Origin of the sequence: Pollutibacter soli (assembly GCA_029269725.1) — a bacterium.
Classification (GTDB): domain Bacteria; phylum Bacteroidota; class Bacteroidia; order Chitinophagales; family Chitinophagaceae; genus Pollutibacter; species Pollutibacter soli.
Genome location: JARJHS010000001.1, coordinates 1037274 through 1053279, shown reverse-complemented (window position 1 = coordinate 1053279; position 16006 = coordinate 1037274). Strand labels below are relative to the sequence as shown.

The window sequence follows — 16006 nt, the reverse complement described above, 5'->3', positions numbered from 1 at the left end:
GGAGGCAGGCTATATAAGCGATAGAAAAACAGAACAGTTTGATTGTTTGAGATCATTTGAAATTTTCAACTTTTAAAATTGGTCGAGCCTACGGCTCTCTGCTAGTTACTTCGCCATTTGCGGCGGATTGAAATCCGCCGTTATAAGATCGTCGAGGCTCCGCCTCTTTTCCAGAATGATGGAACATTTTTAATTCAATTTTGAAAAGTATATTAAGGACGGCTTTACAATAGAGCCGTAGACTCTACGATTTTTACAGAACATACCGCAGGTATTAGATCATCAATAAAGCGCATGTTCTTTCAAAAATTTAAGACCATTTTTAATTCAGATTTTTTTGAAGCCAGAACCAGCAATACAGGAGAGCTGATGGCCCGACGATTGTATAATCACCGAATATATTACATGGCAAAAGGTGAATCATAGAAGTTTAGAGCCGTATGCCCGATGATTTATACAGAACATATCGCTGGTACTAGATCATCGATAAAGCGCATGTTCTTTCAAAAATTTCAGACCATTTTTAATTCAGGTTTTTTGAAAATAACACCAGCAATACAGAAGGGCTGATGGCCTGACGTTTGTATAATCACCGAATATATTACATGGCATAAGGTGAATCATAGAAGTTTAGAGCCGTATGCCCGATGATTGTTTTAGTACATCTGTTGTTATAAAAATGGGGACGTTGTCCCTTTTCTGAGAATTGCGATGCATGCTGACTCAATCTTTAAGTCGGCGTTACACACAGCAATCTACCAAGGGCGATAAGCTCGGCGATTTTATGGCCACAGAATTTATTCCGTGGCAGAAGGTGGACTATAAAAGTTAAGAGCGATAGGCCAGGTGATTTTTTTTAAGACATTAGTCAAAAATCGGGAAAGTATTTTGCTGAAATAATCAGCAACAAATTCCTTTCACTTTACACCAACCATCTTCCCGAAAGAGGACCTGTATTGGATTTATAGCTTTAGATAACTGAAGCTTGATAATCATCACTACACGCTAACACTCCTGCTATATAACTTTCTTTTGCCGGTAAAAGCGATGTGCTAATAATGGGACTGCATCCTTACACCTGCCTGATAAATACTTGATATCACTGATCAACTCCGCGACTGTTCTGACAACCTGCCTGCCCTGCCGACAGGCAGGCTGACAACTCATAAGTCAGCCACTAACCATCGCGCAGACTTGTTTCTATACGGGAGTGTGCGGTTATTACAAAGTCGCGACAATTTTAGATTTACTCTCCTGCAGTTTTTGAAATCAGCATCAAAGATCCTAGCTTTTCAACCTAATTCAACAAATGCGAAAAACACCGGTATTGATAAGGTCTGCAGCGAGAGTGGCTCTAGGCTTAATGCTCATCTTTGCCGGGTTAAGTCATTTGTTTTTTGCGCGTCATGAATTCATGGCACAGGTACCCCCCTGGATACCTGTTGATCCTGGCCTGGTAATTTTAATATCAGGGGTTGTTGAAATAATCCTTGGGTTTTGCATGATATTCTTTATCAGACAAAAGAAAAATATCGGTTGGATCATCGCAGCATTCTTCATCGCTATTTTCCCAGGAAATATTTCGCAGTATGTAAATGGTATCGATGCTTTCGGATTGAATACTGATGGTCTCAGACTGGCCAGACTTTTTCTTCAGCCGGTATTTGTGTTTTGGGCACTTTGGTCAACGGAAGTGATTTTTGCGGGTACGGACACTAAATGGTAAAACGTCAAACGTATAACGTTGAAAGTTTAACGTTTAACGCCTGCGTGCCGGCAAAGGCAGGTTCAGCGTTTAATCGTATACAGGTTCCAGACAAAACCCAGGTAAAGATTATTCTCATAAAGTTTTTGGTCACTATTCAATGGTAATCTGGTAATATAAATGAATGCAAATTCTGTTTTGAGCCTTGGCGATAATTGAAATTCCGTCTGTACAGCCAACCGGTTATGATCGAAATAATGTTTACCCTGAACACCTGTCATATTTAAAAAAATTTCTTGATAAATCCCGGTTTTAAACTTTGTATTGAAGTCATAGCGCAAACCAATGCGGTTGCGAAACCGTAAAGCATCAGGCTGTGCACCAGTAAACATTCTGTTCTCCACGGCCAGTCTGTCAATAAAATGTAACTGTCGGATCAATTTGTGTTGAAATTCTGCAGATGCAGAAAACCTTATTTCCTCGATCGGTTTTGCATTTTCATCATACCGGTTCCGGATAATGCGGTAATTGGAATAGTATGCAAATGGTGAAATGGAGAATTTCAGATACTTGCTATGCTGATAATGTATCCAGCTTCTGAAGCTATACATCAGGTTCTCATCGATGATATTTCTGTTATCTATTCCGCTTTGGCGCCGATGTTGTAGTTCTGCATCGACTTTCCACTTTGTAGTGGCGGCCAGGCTTACTGTTCCCCTGAACCAGCTATTGTTGTGTTGCGCCTCACCGGTTTGAAGAAAAAATACGCTGGCGAAAATAATGGGCAGTCTTTTGACCACAAGCATGTTCGGATCAATGAGGGAGTTTTTCCCTTAAGAATCCATATACCCAGGTACCTGCGATTGCACTGAACAGTGTTGCCAGGATAACTGTTGTTCCTGCACCGATCTGGGCAAATAACGGTCCCGGACAGGCGCCCGTGATAGCCCAACCGAATCCGAAGATCAATCCTCCATAAACCTGGCCTTTATTGAACTTTTTTGGAGTTATGCTGATGGTTTCGCCATAGATAGTCCGGATATTCTTTTTCTTAATTAACCACACAGAGATCATACCTACCAGTATTGCACTACCAATGATGCCGTACATGTGAAATGATTGCAAACGGAACATCTCCTGGATACGAAACCAGCTGATAACCTCAGCCTTAATTAACACAATCCCGAATAAAATGCCGATCACCAGGTATTTCAGGTTGTGATACCAGCGATGTTGCAAATGACTTTCATTTACACAAATCGTATCCAGGGAACGTGTTGCGAAATCCTTGTCGCTGACTATCGTTTGTTGTAACATGTTTATTTTTTCAGAGGGATAAAACAAAGGGTAATATAAGATTGGCCATGATAAAACCGCCAATTATAAAAGATGCTGTAGCAATCAGGGAAGGCATCTGGAGGTTGGACAAGCCCATAATCGCGTGCCCGCTGGTGCAGCCTCCTGCATAACGGGTTCCGAAACCTACCAGGAATCCACCAACAACGATGAGTACAAAGCCTTTTATTGACAGCAAAGACTTCCAGTTGAATACTTCTACCGGTGCCATATAGTCGAAGTTGGTGATGCCATAGCTGCTCATTTCCTCCACCAGTTTGGGATTGAGGTTAATCGGTGCGGGACCTGACAGATAATATGTGGCTAATCCTGCCCCCACTATAATGCCGATCACAAAAACCAGGTTCCATATTTCTTTTTTCCAATCATATGTAAAGAACGGAATCCGGGCAGGCATGCACGAAGCACATATATGTCGTAGAGAGGAGCTGATGCCGAATGATTTGTTTCCAAGTATTAAAAGTGCGGGTACAATTAAACCAATCAATGGGCCGGCGACATACCATGGCCAGGGATTTTTCAGAAATTCCATCAGTATATATTCCTTTAATTAATTTTTTCCAGTGAAGTATTTTTCAATCCGTCGTTTGCAACTTGTCTTCGGACTTCGTCAATTGGTCCTTTGTCATGCATGTCCCGGACTTTGGTAAAGCGCAGCCTGATGTTCCGCAGCAACCGACGCTCATCAGGGACATCACCGAAAACACCAGCCCCGCGAAAGCGAATAGCCATTCACCGGAAACAATGCCATCTACCGTAATAAATGTTCCCAGCGTCAGTCGCAACACTTTTACCGTGTTCCAGTCCGTAAAGTATTTTCTTAAGCTATTCATAGTGTAACTTTCTAATTAACCACGGTAAGGCGTTGGTTCTTTTTTCTTTTTCAATGTGCTGATCCCGAACAAAGAATACAATGGACAGGTGCCGATCAATGCGGTAACTACAAAGATGACTGCCAGCATACCAGCTACTATGGCGATGGTTCCTGAAATGATACCGGTGAAATACAATACGGCAATGAGCGCTGCAATGATTATTCGAATGATTTTGTCGGATGAGCCCATGTTCTTTTTCATATGTTTTGTTTTGAGTTGACAACCTGATGGACATTCTGCCATGTTCCGCCGTTGATGACATGTTCAAATCCATTGCGCTCCAATATTCTCTTTGCCTCGCTGCTGCGGTTTCCGCTTCGGCAGAAGACTACAATGTTTTCTTTCCCTTTAAATTTTGAAAGTTGTGCAGGAATTTTATCCAGCGGAATATTTACTGCTCCAGGTACACTGCCTGACAAGAATTCAGAGGACGAGCGGACATCAACCAGGAATGGATTTTTCGCAACCGCTTTTTCAAGCTCGCTGTTGTCCTGTTTTCCGAAAAAGTTTTTTAGTATGTCGAACATAATTTAAAGTTTTATTTTAATAATCAGTTGTAGACCTTACTCTGACAGGCGAATGTCGTTACCGGGGTGCTTGTCCTGGCAATAGCGGCAAATCCCCCGGCGATTTCAGTAAAATTTCTGATACCACGCGATTGAAGAATACTGGCCGCTATCATGCTGCGGTAACCACCTGCACAATGGAGATAGAAATGTTTATCGGGGTCAATTTCACCGATCCAGTCATTGATATAAGCAAGTGGTTTATTATACGCATTTTCTACATGTTCAGCAAGGTATTCACTTTCCTTTCGTACGTCAAATACCACGCTTTTCTCAGGTTTGAACTCATGCGCGAACTGTTCGGCGCTAATACGTACAACGGCATCAAATTCTTTTCCTGCATATTCCCATGCAGGGAACCCGTTTTCCAGGTACCCGATCACGTTATCAAAACCTACACGACTTAACCTGGTTACTGCTTCTTCCTCTTTCCCCTGATCTGTAACCAGCAGAATGGGCTGTTTTACGTCAACGATCATGGCGCCGACCCAAGGTGCAAAATCACCTGTCAGGCCGATATTGATGGATCTCGGAATAAATCCCGTAGCAAAATCTTTATTAGACCTGGTATCTAAAATGAGCGCACCGGTAGTTTCCGCGGCCAGCTCAAATGCGTCTGCATCCAATGCATTCAAGCCGTGTTTGAGTACTTCATCGAAACTGTCATATCCTTTTTTATTCATGGCTACATTCATTCCGAAATAAGCAGGAGGTGGCAAAAGACCATCCGTGACAGCTTTGATGAAAGAATCTTTGTCGGGCTGTTTCAATGCATAATTGGTTTTCTTCTGGTTCCCCAGTGTATCCACGGTTTCTTTCATCATGTTCTTTCCACAGGCAGATCCTGCGCCATGTGCCGGATAAATGATAACGTCATCGGCCAGGGGCAGAATCTTATTGTTAATACTGTCATATAGCAACCCGGCCAGGTATTCTTTACTCATATTGGCTGATTTCTGAGCGAGGTCGGGGCGACCAACATCACCCAGGAAAAGAGTATCCCCACTGAATAAAGCCGTTTCCTTTCCATTTTCATCAATAAGCAGGTAGCAGCTGCTTTCCATGGTATGACCGGGAGTATGTAAAACTTTTATTTTTACATCACCGATATTAAAGACCTCGTTGTCTTCAGCTATCACTGCACCGAACTCCGGTTTTGCAGTTGGGCCAAATACAATAGGAGCATTTGTTTTTTTGCTCAGATCAATATGGCCGCTTACGAAATCGGCATGGAAATGCGTTTCAAAAATGTATCGGAGTTTTACCTGATCTTTTTTCAGGCGATCGAGATAAGGTTGTGTTTCGCGCAGAGGATCGATGATAGCAGCTTCGCCGTTGGAGCTGATATAGTAGGCACCCTGTGCGAGGCATCCGGTATAAATCTGTTCCAGTTTCATTATTTGTATTTATAAAGATTTCTAAATGGTTAAAACAAAATTGCGATTTGATTTTTTCGTGTACGGCTACTTTTGTTACACAACCGAATTTATTTTACAATCGTTTCCCTGATAATGATATACAAACCCATCACCAGCACAAACCAGCCAAATACCGGTTTGAGTTTCTGCGCCTGGATCTTTGTTGAAAAATAACTGCCTATAAGAATACCAACGATGGCAATAGAAGCAACGATCAGCAGGAAATGCCAATGAATCTCAGCATGTTTTACTGAGAAGAAAAAGCCGGCAAGTGAATTGACTGCAATGATGAACAAGGATGTGCCCACCGCTGTCTTCATCGGCAGTTTTAACCAGTGAACCAGTGCAGGTATTACGAGAAATCCGCCACCTGCTCCAACGAGCCCGGTAATCAGACCTGTAAACAATCCCTGTAACAGAACAGGCAGAAAACTTATTTTATGAATCGGATGTGCCATTTGTATCGAGTGATGATCCGTTTTAATCATGCTGTAAGACGCCCCGATCATAAGCAAAGCAAAAAGTAGCAGCAGCAGCATGTTTTTGGTGACCATAATATCGCCAATACTGAAAACATGTTCCGGTATTGCAGGGAGTACAAATGCCCTGGTGAGGAATACGGCCGCAACTGATGGCAAACCGAATACAATTGCTGTTGGAATATGTACCAGGCCCTTTCTGAAGTAGGAGAGTGAACCAACTACACTGGTCGCTCCCACAATGAAGAGTGAATTTGTGGTAGCCAGTCCCGCATCAATATGAAAAAGATAAACAAGAACCGGAACGGTGAGGATACTTCCCCCGCCGCCGATCAGCCCCAGGGAAATACCGATGAGTATTGAAGCCAGATACCCTGCTAATTCCATAGACATAATTGATGCAGCAAATTGCATCAACTAATATCCGCAGACGGTAACTTAGGTTACAGAAGCGTAATATTGTTTCTTCCCAATTGAACAAGGTGGTTTTCTTCGAGTTGTTTTAAAAGGCGGGATACCACCACCCGGGCCGTTCCCAGCTCATTGGCAAGCTGCTCGTGAGTGATCGGAATGGTTCTTGAATGCGTCAGTTCGGATTTTTTTCTGAGGAGATTAAGCAATCGCTCATCCACTTTTTTAAATGCTATGGCATTCACCATTTCGAGCAGCTCTTCGAAACGTTTATGGTATAGACGAAAAATATAATCCAACCATTCCGGGTATTCTTTTATAAAAAGAGAAACTTTATCCACGGGCAAAAAGAGGATTTCGGCATCTTCCTCCACTTCAGCTTTTACTTTGCTGGTATCATTGTGCAGTCCGCCAAGGAATGACATGATACAGCTTTCACCGGCTTTGATATAATAAAGCAGAATCTCTTTACCATCTTCATCTGTTCTTATGACCTTCAATGTACCACTCATTACAATGGGTATGGCGCGTATATGCGCATTTTCATTGAGGATGATGCTTCCTGCTTTATAGCTTTTTACTTCTCCGTGCTGATATAATTTTTCAACCAGTTCGGGAGATGTGCGGAACTCGGATATCGCCTGCAACTCTTCCATACATCAAATTTAAAATAAATCAGTACCGGGCAATAAAATCGTAAAATGAGTTAAAGGCTTACCCGGAGAATAAACGTATTGGATATTCCATGCTGGTTCCTAAGATAGACTGTATGGCAAAATTTCCTTCTGAATCCAAAAATAATTCTACCTTTTATAGGCTGGCTATCCAGGGATAACCGGTGTTCCTGCCAAACCAATTCTTCTAAACCTAACATTTACGTTATGAAAAAAATCCTTTCGGCAATTCTTGTAATTGCAATTCTCTCCTGTAACAATAGTAATACAGCTCCGGAAGAAAAAGCAGTTCCGGCCGCTGAAGTTAAATCCAGCACTCCTGCAAATCTGCATGGTTTCAATATTGATTATTCTGCGTCCTTTGAAATGGATTCTGCTGCGAATGTAGAAACTGTTCTTGCACTATGGCGGGAATTTGTAGATGGGGATCTCTCCAAAAGCAGTCCGCATTTTGCTGATACAGTTTCATTTTTCTTTGCAGACGGATCAATGGCAATGGGAGCGAAGGACAAGCTGATAAAGGAAATGCAGCAATACCGAAACTCCATCAAAAAAGTTGAAACAAAAGTGGAAGCGGTGATGGGAGTGAAAAGCACAGATAAAAATGAACATTGGGTGTCGATCTGGGGAGTTGATTTCCGCACAGACGACAAGGGCAAAACAGATACGGTAAGTCTGCAGGAAACATGGGGTTTCAATAAAGACGGCAAGGTGACAATGATGTTCCAGGCTCAACGAAAGGGAATGCTACCACCGCCACCACCCGGGCAATAATTGAATTGTAAATTTTTAAATTGATTTTTGCCGCGGAATTTTCAAACGATACTGCGCGGTTTTCTTTTTGGAGTTACAGGTGATAGGTTATTGGATTGGCAATGAAACGGCCTCCGACCGGGAGAATCTGAACCACATAGTTCACCAAGAAATCATAGGCACATAGAAAAGCCCTATGTGCCTACTGTGCCTTTATGATCTATGTGGTTCAAAATGGCTTAAACGTATTTTAGAAGATATCTCACAACTGTATTCTAAAAACGTCTGCGGATTACTGTCTGCCGTCCAGTATTTTCTCGTATGCCTTCCTCGGTGCGCCATGAAAAAACACCTCACCACAATAAGTATATCCCAGCTTATCCATGATTTTCAACATCGGTACATTATCAAAATTAGTATCCACTTTTATACTGTAGACACCGTGTTCGATGCTGAGTTCTTCAATCTTTTTAAACAGGAGGGTAGCAATTCCCTTCCCTTTCAAAGAATCCGAAACGGCCACACGATGTATCACAACATAATCCTGGTTACTTAGCCATTTTCCTTCGATCTCTTCATACGCCTGTTCAATTCCGAAAATGATTGCCGCATAGGCGATGATTGAATTTTCGTAAATCAGCACATACCCATGACCATTTGCAATATCATCGTCAACTGTCTGTTCATTGGGATAACCCTGTTGCCATTGCTCGCTGCCATCCAGCCTTCGTTGTTCAATGGCCTGCTGAAGAATGTTCCAGATGATACTCCGTTCCGCTATATCTGCTTTTCTTAAAATCATATGGCAAGGTATTTAACGATTGCGATTCTGTTTTTGCTTTTTTGGAGATCGATTCTTTTTCAGGCGATAGATCTTGTCCATATAAGTAAAAGGCAGGAGGGTGGCAAGACCGGAAATATATTTGATTGTTGCAGTGAAGAAATATTTGCAAAGAAAGGGATTTGAATTATTGACGAATACAATAAGCAAGTGATTTTTGAGGGAAAAATCTGAACCACATGAGTTAACATAGGTCACATAGACACATAGAACAGCTTATGTGCCTCCATGTCCTATGTGGTTCAAAAAAACTCACCACCAGAAAAACCCGCCATTTAGTTTTGCTCATTCCTGCATATAGAGGTTGACCTGATGTGCCTTCGTGGCCTATGTGGTTCAAAAAATCCTACACCAGCAAACTCTAGCATAGCAGGAAACGTTTAACTCATTCTTTCAATTCCACTTTCCTGTAATTATCCTGCAACTTCCAATCTATGAACAAATGGCGTGGATCAACATCTACTGCAAATGGCTCTTCAGGAACGGTCACCTGGATGGTTTGCGAACCCGATTTAACCAGGTGTTTCTGCAGATATATTTGTTTGCCTTTTGTATTTCCCACACTGCCGGAAAAAATTCCGATCTCGACCCAGTCCTTCATAGGTGATATTTTTTCATTACCGATACTATCTATAACCAGCTTTTTCGTGTGCAATTGAATCGTCACCTGCCATAGACTGTCACTGATTCTTTTGGCGGCAGCATCGTCCGTCTTAAGCTCCCAAAAAGTATTCGCCTCAAACAAATCGTACAGCAAAGGTTGGAGAGAGTCTGCAGTTACTTCCTTAAACTCACGGTAAAGGTCAAGTGAAGTTGGAAAAGGTATTGTTCCGGCAGGGTACTTTGCAAGAAAATTCCTTAAAGCCTTATCCATGTTATCTCTGCCGATGTACTGTCTGAGCGTATATAACGCAAGAGGACCTTTGCGATAGTTCTGGTACCAGTCATTTGCCTGCAGCAGCGGCAACGCAGCGCGTGTACGTGGGTTTTCATTCTCTTCCCTCATAAAATCCAGTAATTGACGGAGAGCGTCAGCACCATATTTTTCTTCAAAAACACACATGGCGGAATACCATGCCAGGCTTTCCGTAATCAGACCGGCTCCTTCAACACTTGCTGCCTTGATCATATTTCCCCACCATTGGTGCGCCACCTCGTGTGCGACTACAGCACTGACGAGGTCAAAACCTCGTGGGTCAGCTGCTGGTTTCATGAGAAAGAATCCTTCTTCTGTTGTGATATTGATTGGTGCTGCATGGTTTCCAAATGAATTTCCCGGATGAGCTATAAACCGGAGCTGTTGATGAGGGTAGGGGCCAAAATGGGAGGTGTAATAATCCAGGGAAGCCTGCACACTCCGGATCATACGTGTAGGATTTTCGGTTAGCCCCGGAGGATAGTAGATCAGGATCGAAACGCCTTTTGCCGGTTCCGATCTGTTTTCACATTTTCCTTCTGCAAGCGCATAATTTGCTGAGAAAAATGAATACTCATTTCTGATGGGAGCATCAGTCATGTAATGAAAATATCGGCGACCATTTTTTATCCAAACCCTACGCAAGGTTCCGGGTGCTACCACCTGCTGATCCGCATCAGTTCCTATGGTTGCTTCAAACCTGATCTGTTCGGGGAACGGTGCATACTTACGCGCTTCTATATCGTAGAGTGACGGTGAAGCGGCACGTGCCTCCAGGCCAAATTTTTTACGCGAACCAGCGTCATCCAATTCCCGGTAAGGCTGGTAGCCAATTGCGGGGAGCCATTTAATATTTGAAAAGCTGCTGCCATTATCCAGAATATGTGCATCTGCGCCATTATTTGAAAAGCCGCGTGATTTATAATTTACGTCAAAAAAGAGGCGAACAGAATCGCCTGGTCGCAACATGTCAGCCAATCTGTATATGTGGTGACCGTGAATTGTATCGCGTAGCAGTTCTGCCGAAGGCTGGTCAAAATTCTTTAGATGCGTTTCCACACCATCTGCGGTAGCGATATGGATCGAGTCTATGCTTTCCGATGTTTTGTTGAGGAGAACATATTCACCCGTTATCGTTACTTCGTTTTGCTTCGGGTATATCTCAACCTGTAACTTTACCTCTTTCAGCATGGGGCTAGCAGCGTCTATGTACTTCCGGTAAAGTTTTTCATAATCAGCACGCTGCTCACTGAGATCAAAAGCGGTTCTGTATTCATTGACTACATTTGTGTTATAAAAAATGAAGCTTCCGGTCAGAACTAAACAGCAAACCACTGATAAAGTAAACAGCGCTTTTGAGCGCGTGATACGGCCCCGGGCCAGCCGAATTCTTGTAATAATTTTTTTTTCATTTCCACGCATCCAGAATAACTGAACAAGAACTCCCAAAAGCAATGACCACGATATCCAGTAGATTTTAAACCAGAGCCATGGCTTCACGCTTGAACCGAAACCGGCCATGTCCGTGTAGGTCCATCGCGGGCTCGCTGAAAATATAAGAAGCTTGTGTTCAATTCCAAGGCTTGCGGCAGTAGCTATGGAGACATAAGCCAGCAGTGACACTAAATAGGCGAGGTATTTGTGATTTATTAATACCTGCAGGAATAATGCGAGGAGTGCGAAAAGCAGGCAATCCGGCAATTGCATTCCGAACAATATTTTAAAATATAATAACAATTCTATGTTGGTATCCCGACTGGTGATCTGCGTTAGTATTCCTGCGATCATTAACAAGGTCATCCAGATCATCAATACTAAACTCACAGCCAGGAACCGACCCACAAAGAGCTGCCATTCCCTGACCGGCGCGGTATTGGCGATTTCATTCAGACCTGCTTCACGCTCCTGCCAAATCAATTCTCCTGCATAGTAAATCGTCAACATTACGATGATGATCCAGAAGCTTTCCGGTTGAATCACTGGCGCCGTCAGATAATTCAGTATCACATCGGTTCTATGTGTCAAAGGCACATTTCTCGCTTCAAGGTTTGCGGGCAACACGGCCCAGATGATCAGCGCCATGATTACCAACAAGGGAATTCCTGCTTTATTTTTTGCGATCTGCAAAAAAGCTTTACTGGTGATCGTGAGCAACTGTCGCAGCTGACTCACAAAACCAAAATTTCCCCTGATCTCCGGCATCGTTACCCATAGTCCAGGATTTAGTCGTTCAAGAAGTCTTGAACCAGGGTGCGGATGTCTGGTTGTTTTTTCTTTTTGAATATTTTCGTTTGTCCGGAACCGAAAGCGGTAACAGGTAAAAGCCAGGGCGCTGATTGAAATGACGAACCATAGCAGTCGGTTTACCAGGAAGGTCTCCCCATCGAGTATAAGTCGCGAGTTTTTTTCAAGCGGGCTCCAGCTGCTCGTATAACTCATTACAGTGGTGAAACACATTGGATCAATGAGTTCTCCCCATTTTCCCGAATCCGGCATTGCTTGTGCTATAATAAAACCCGCTGTAAAAAGTATCATACCGCCCAGGTAACCTCCTGCTGCACGACGTGTAAGAGTTGCCACTGTGAATTGTATAGCCGTAGCAAAAAATATATTGGGTAATATGATATAAAAAAAACACGCCAGGTAAGCATCGGTGCGCAGAGGCCCCAGAATTTCTTTTTCTGCTCCGGACAATTCCATAGCGGCAAATAAGCCCGCCGGGATAGCGAGAAGTATGATCACATTGAGAGCGAAAGCAGCAAGAAAACGTCCTCCCAGGTAAGCGGTTTTTGCAGTAGGTAATGTCCAGGTAAGTGGATACATGCGTGTGGCCAGGTCCCGGGCTGATGCATCGCCAGCGACTGATGCACCGATCAGCAACCACATCACACAGCATAAAACGGCAACTGAAGCAATAACCAACGGGGAATTCAATAAAAAATATCCTTCCCTTGCGTCATAAATATAATTTCCCATAACCCACAGGTATGCGAATGCAAACACCGTCGAGAAATAGATCCAGGTAGATTTGCGTCGCACCTGGTAATTGAATTCCATTGCAAAAATTCTTTTTAATATCATGGCACGATCTGCTTTGTTTTCTGATGGTAAATGTCCATGTCATAAAATCCCTTTAGTGTACTGAAATAAACATCTTCCAGGTCAGGTTGCACAACTTCAAAACCACTTCCAGGCCTGCTGAGGCTGTAAACATTTACCTTCCCTTTTCCACCCAGCAATCTGGAAGAAACCACCGGGTATTCCTGTTCAAGCACAGGAAGAGAATCTTTATCTGTCAGCTTTTGCCATATTCGTCCCTGTAACATATTTACTGCATCTGCAGGTTTGCCTTCCAGCAGGATTTCTCCTTTGCTGATGATGGCCATGTTCGAGCATATTTCCGCTACATCTGCGACGATATGAGTAGAAAGAATCACTACACTGGTTTCACCAACTTCACTCAGCAGGTTAAGAAATCGCAGACGCTCTCCAGGGTCGAGACCTGCTGTTGGTTCATCTACAATCAGTAGTCCCGGATTGCCTAACAATGCCACTGCAACACCAAAGCGTTGGCGCATTCCTCCAGAGAAGCCGCCTAAACGTTGTTTCCTTTTGTCCCAGAGATTGGTCTGCAGAAGTAAGGCGGCTGTTACTTCCTTTCGTTCGGCACGATTGGTGATTCCTTTGAGGATTGCAAAGTAATCCAGCAGTTCTTCTGCTGTGGACCGCGGATAAACTCCGAATTCCTGTGGTAAGTATCCGAGTGTCCGCCGTACGGGATCCTTTTGTTTCACGACATCTATGTCACCTAAAAAAATCTGGCCTTCATCAGGTTCCTGCAACGTAGCCAGTGTTCGCATGAGTGTTGATTTACCAGCGCCGTTGGGCCCAAGCAGTCCATACATTCCGGGTGGAATGTTTAATGAAATATTTTGTAACGCCTGCACACCGTTGGCATATTTTTTCGAGACGTTTCGAATGACCAGGCCTATTGGATGATGCACCATCTTTTTTAATTTGAATCAGTTATGTGTAAGAAAAAGATTCGAACACGTTTCCATGTTTTCTTAATTGAATTACAAAACAATTGTCAACGGTTGGAACTTAAAAAGGCGATATGCCGGAATGGTAAAGTAATCGGCGAAGCGCCTGATTTCTTCTGTCTTTGTACTGGCAGTTCATTTTGTACCTTTCATAGATCGATAGCGGGTGCCTGTCGATCTGCCGGTCAGAAGAAGACTGAAAAAAATAACTTTGCTCTATGAAGAGAATCAAAAAGGTGTTTGTTGCAGTGCATAGTGTTCTATGGTTTTTGTTCACCTTTTTGGTAGCTATGCAATTATTTGATGACAATGAACATTGGGTTACCATTACAGCTGGTGTAATTGCAACATGCCTGTACGTTTTTTACAATCATTTTAACCTGCTGACCCGATATTCGGGCAGGAAAAAAAATGTTGCTTATTTTCTCAGGATAGCTGGCATCACATTAACCGGTCCGATTCCTTATCTGGTTTTTAATTACAGGAAGCTGGAGAATGGGGAGGCTGCATTTGAGAGTTACATGATGATCCTGGTTTCTTTTGTTATCATTTTTTTATTTCTTGGCTGGCTGGCAAGGGTAACCGAAAATCTGGTGATCAATACCGTCAAAAAAGAACAGCTGGAGAAACAGGCGGTGGAAGCTGAGCTTTATTATCTTAAATCGCAGATCAACCCACATTTTCTGTTCAACACACTTAATAATATTCATACACTCGTTTACAAACAGGCGCCGACAGCTCCGGAGGCAGTCATGCAGCTGGCTTCGCTTATGCGTTATATGAGTTATGAATCAAATGCACCAACAGTTCCGCTGAAAAGAGAGTTGGAATATCTTCAGGATTATATGAGCCTGCAGCAACTCCGGTACAAACAAAATCCGGTCGATATGAAAATTGAAGGAAATACAGAAGCCTGTCATATCGCGCCGTTACTTTTTATCCATTTACTTGAAAATGCATATAAACACAGCCACGCACAGTTAAATCCTGGTGATATTAAGGTGAGCGTGCTGGTAAAAAACAGCGTACTCAGCTTTTCTGTACAGAATCGTATTGGTAAGAAAATTGCCAATACACTGGGTGAACAGGGAGGTATTGGATTGTCCAATGTAAGGAAAAGGTTAGCCCTGCTTTATCCTGAACAGCACCTGATGGAAATTCACGACACCGGTGACCTGTTCACCGTGGTTCTTAAAATTCAAGGTCTTCAAATACAACCTGATGAAAGAAAAGCTCACCTGTTTTATCATTGATGATGAACCTCTGGCACAGGAGATACTGGAGACCTATATTGCGAAGGTTTCCTTTCTCGATTTGAAAGGAAGTTTCTCTGGCCCACTGGAAGCTGCAGGTGCGCTTAAGTCGGACAAGCCGGATATTCTTTTCCTTGATATCAATATGCCAGACGTGGACGGACTCAGTTTCATTCCGATGCTCAATCCCAAACCAGGTATTATTCTTACAACGGCATATGATCAATACGCAATCAAGGCTTTCGAACTCGAGGTGAAGGATTATCTATTGAAGCCTTTTACGTTTGAAAGGTTTTACAAATCTGTGCTTCGTTTATACCAGGAAGAGATTGGGAAAATACAGCATGTCAAAGCAGAAACAAAATCAGAACAGAATAACGGGCAGGATTTTGTTTTTCTGAAAGTGGGTCATCGCATGCAGAAGATAGCTGTTCGTGATATCATTTTTGTTGAGGCCGTGAAAGATTATCTGCGGATACATACGAGTGAAGAAAAGATCATGACGCTATTGAGTTTTGCAAAGCTGGAGGAGTTGCTGCCGCAACGCAATTTTGTGCGTGTGCATCGTTCATTTCTTGTAGCGATTGACAAGATTGATCATATCGAAAAAAACAGGATCCGTATCGGAGAACAGGTGATACCGATCAGTGATACTTATGCAGATGCTTTTCAAAAAAGGTTGAAAGGTTACGGGCAGGAGTAGGGAAGTTATAAGT

The 16006-nt window shown here is 42.9% G+C and carries 16 protein-coding genes; 4 read left to right on the top strand and 12 right to left on the bottom strand.

The features are described from left to right. Positions 1-1309: 1309 nt before the first annotated feature. Positions 1310-1726, top strand: a complete 417-nt coding sequence (locus P2W82_RS04275) for a DoxX family protein (RefSeq protein ID WP_336514603.1) — start codon at positions 1310-1312, stop codon at positions 1724-1726. 62 nt (positions 1727-1788) lie between these two features. On the opposite strand, the gene P2W82_RS04270 is transcribed toward P2W82_RS04275, so the two are convergent. From P2W82_RS04270 to P2W82_RS04230, 9 genes are all read right to left on the bottom strand, one after another. Then, complete coding sequence (locus P2W82_RS04270; RefSeq protein ID WP_336514602.1) at positions 1789-2511, bottom strand: DUF2490 domain-containing protein; 723 nt, start codon at positions 2509-2511, stop codon at positions 1789-1791. Between the two features lie 7 nt (positions 2512-2518). Beyond that, the gene (locus tag P2W82_RS04265) at positions 2519-3022 is read right to left on the bottom strand and encodes a DUF6691 family protein (RefSeq protein ID WP_336514601.1); all 504 of its coding nucleotides are present in this window, start codon (positions 3020-3022) and stop codon (positions 2519-2521) included. A gap of 10 nt (positions 3023-3032) precedes the next feature. Then, positions 3033-3593: a YeeE/YedE family protein gene (locus tag P2W82_RS04260; RefSeq protein ID WP_336514600.1), complete on the bottom strand. Its 561-nt coding sequence runs from the start codon at positions 3591-3593 to the stop codon at positions 3033-3035. A gap of 43 nt (positions 3594-3636) precedes the next feature. Next, the gene (locus P2W82_RS04255; RefSeq protein WP_336514599.1) at positions 3637-3894 is read right to left on the bottom strand and encodes a hypothetical protein; all 258 of its coding nucleotides are present in this window, start codon (positions 3892-3894) and stop codon (positions 3637-3639) included. Between the two features lie 15 nt (positions 3895-3909). Next, entirely contained in the window at positions 3910-4137 is a 228-nt protein-coding gene (locus P2W82_RS04250) for a YgaP family membrane protein (protein ID WP_336514598.1), read from the bottom strand. Next, on the bottom strand, positions 4134-4463 hold the full coding sequence (locus P2W82_RS04245; RefSeq protein WP_336514597.1) for a rhodanese-like domain-containing protein: 330 nt from the start codon (positions 4461-4463) through the stop codon (positions 4134-4136). The genes P2W82_RS04250 and P2W82_RS04245 overlap by 4 nt, the downstream gene beginning before the upstream one ends. A 23-nt stretch (positions 4464-4486) precedes the next feature. Then, a complete protein-coding gene (locus P2W82_RS04240) occupies positions 4487-5899 on the bottom strand; it encodes an MBL fold metallo-hydrolase (RefSeq protein ID WP_336514596.1) in 1413 nt (470 codons plus the stop codon). A gap of 89 nt (positions 5900-5988) precedes the next feature. Further along, positions 5989-6786, bottom strand: coding sequence for a sulfite exporter TauE/SafE family protein (locus P2W82_RS04235; protein ID WP_336514595.1), 798 nt, complete (start codon positions 6784-6786; stop codon positions 5989-5991). A gap of 56 nt (positions 6787-6842) precedes the next feature. Further along, on the bottom strand, positions 6843-7466 hold the full coding sequence (locus P2W82_RS04230; RefSeq protein ID WP_336514594.1) for a Crp/Fnr family transcriptional regulator: 624 nt from the start codon (positions 7464-7466) through the stop codon (positions 6843-6845). A gap of 225 nt (positions 7467-7691) precedes the next feature. Here P2W82_RS04230 and P2W82_RS04225 point away from each other — a divergent pair, with 225 nt between their 5' ends. After that, positions 7692-8258 (top strand): hypothetical protein, encoded by a 567-nt coding sequence (locus tag P2W82_RS04225; RefSeq protein ID WP_336514593.1) that lies wholly within the window; start codon positions 7692-7694, stop codon positions 8256-8258. Positions 8259-8529: 271 nt separating this feature from the next. Here the strand turns inward: P2W82_RS04225 and P2W82_RS04220 are convergent, their stop codons facing one another. The 3 genes from P2W82_RS04220 to P2W82_RS04210 form a co-directional block, all read right to left on the bottom strand. Beyond that, a complete protein-coding gene (locus P2W82_RS04220; RefSeq protein ID WP_336514592.1) occupies positions 8530-9039 on the bottom strand; it encodes a GNAT family N-acetyltransferase in 510 nt (169 codons plus the stop codon). 424 nt (positions 9040-9463) lie between these two features. Next, positions 9464-13075: an ABC transporter permease/M1 family aminopeptidase gene (locus P2W82_RS04215; protein WP_336514591.1), complete on the bottom strand. Its 3612-nt coding sequence runs from the start codon at positions 13073-13075 to the stop codon at positions 9464-9466. Continuing rightward, positions 13072-14001, bottom strand: a complete 930-nt coding sequence (locus P2W82_RS04210) for an ABC transporter ATP-binding protein (protein ID WP_336514590.1) — start codon at positions 13999-14001, stop codon at positions 13072-13074. The genes P2W82_RS04215 and P2W82_RS04210 overlap by 4 nt, the downstream gene beginning before the upstream one ends. A gap of 254 nt (positions 14002-14255) precedes the next feature. On the opposite strand from P2W82_RS04210, the gene P2W82_RS04205 reads away from it, so the two are divergent. Both P2W82_RS04205 and P2W82_RS04200 read left to right on the top strand, forming a co-directional pair. Then, positions 14256-15290 carry a sensor histidine kinase gene (locus tag P2W82_RS04205; protein WP_336514589.1) on the top strand — a complete coding sequence of 345 codons (1035 nt, stop codon included), beginning with the start codon at positions 14256-14258 and terminating at the stop codon, positions 15288-15290. After that, complete coding sequence (locus tag P2W82_RS04200) at positions 15259-15993, top strand: LytR/AlgR family response regulator transcription factor (protein ID WP_336514588.1); 735 nt, start codon at positions 15259-15261, stop codon at positions 15991-15993. The genes P2W82_RS04205 and P2W82_RS04200 overlap by 32 nt, the downstream gene beginning before the upstream one ends. Positions 15994-16006 lie beyond the last annotated feature (13 nt).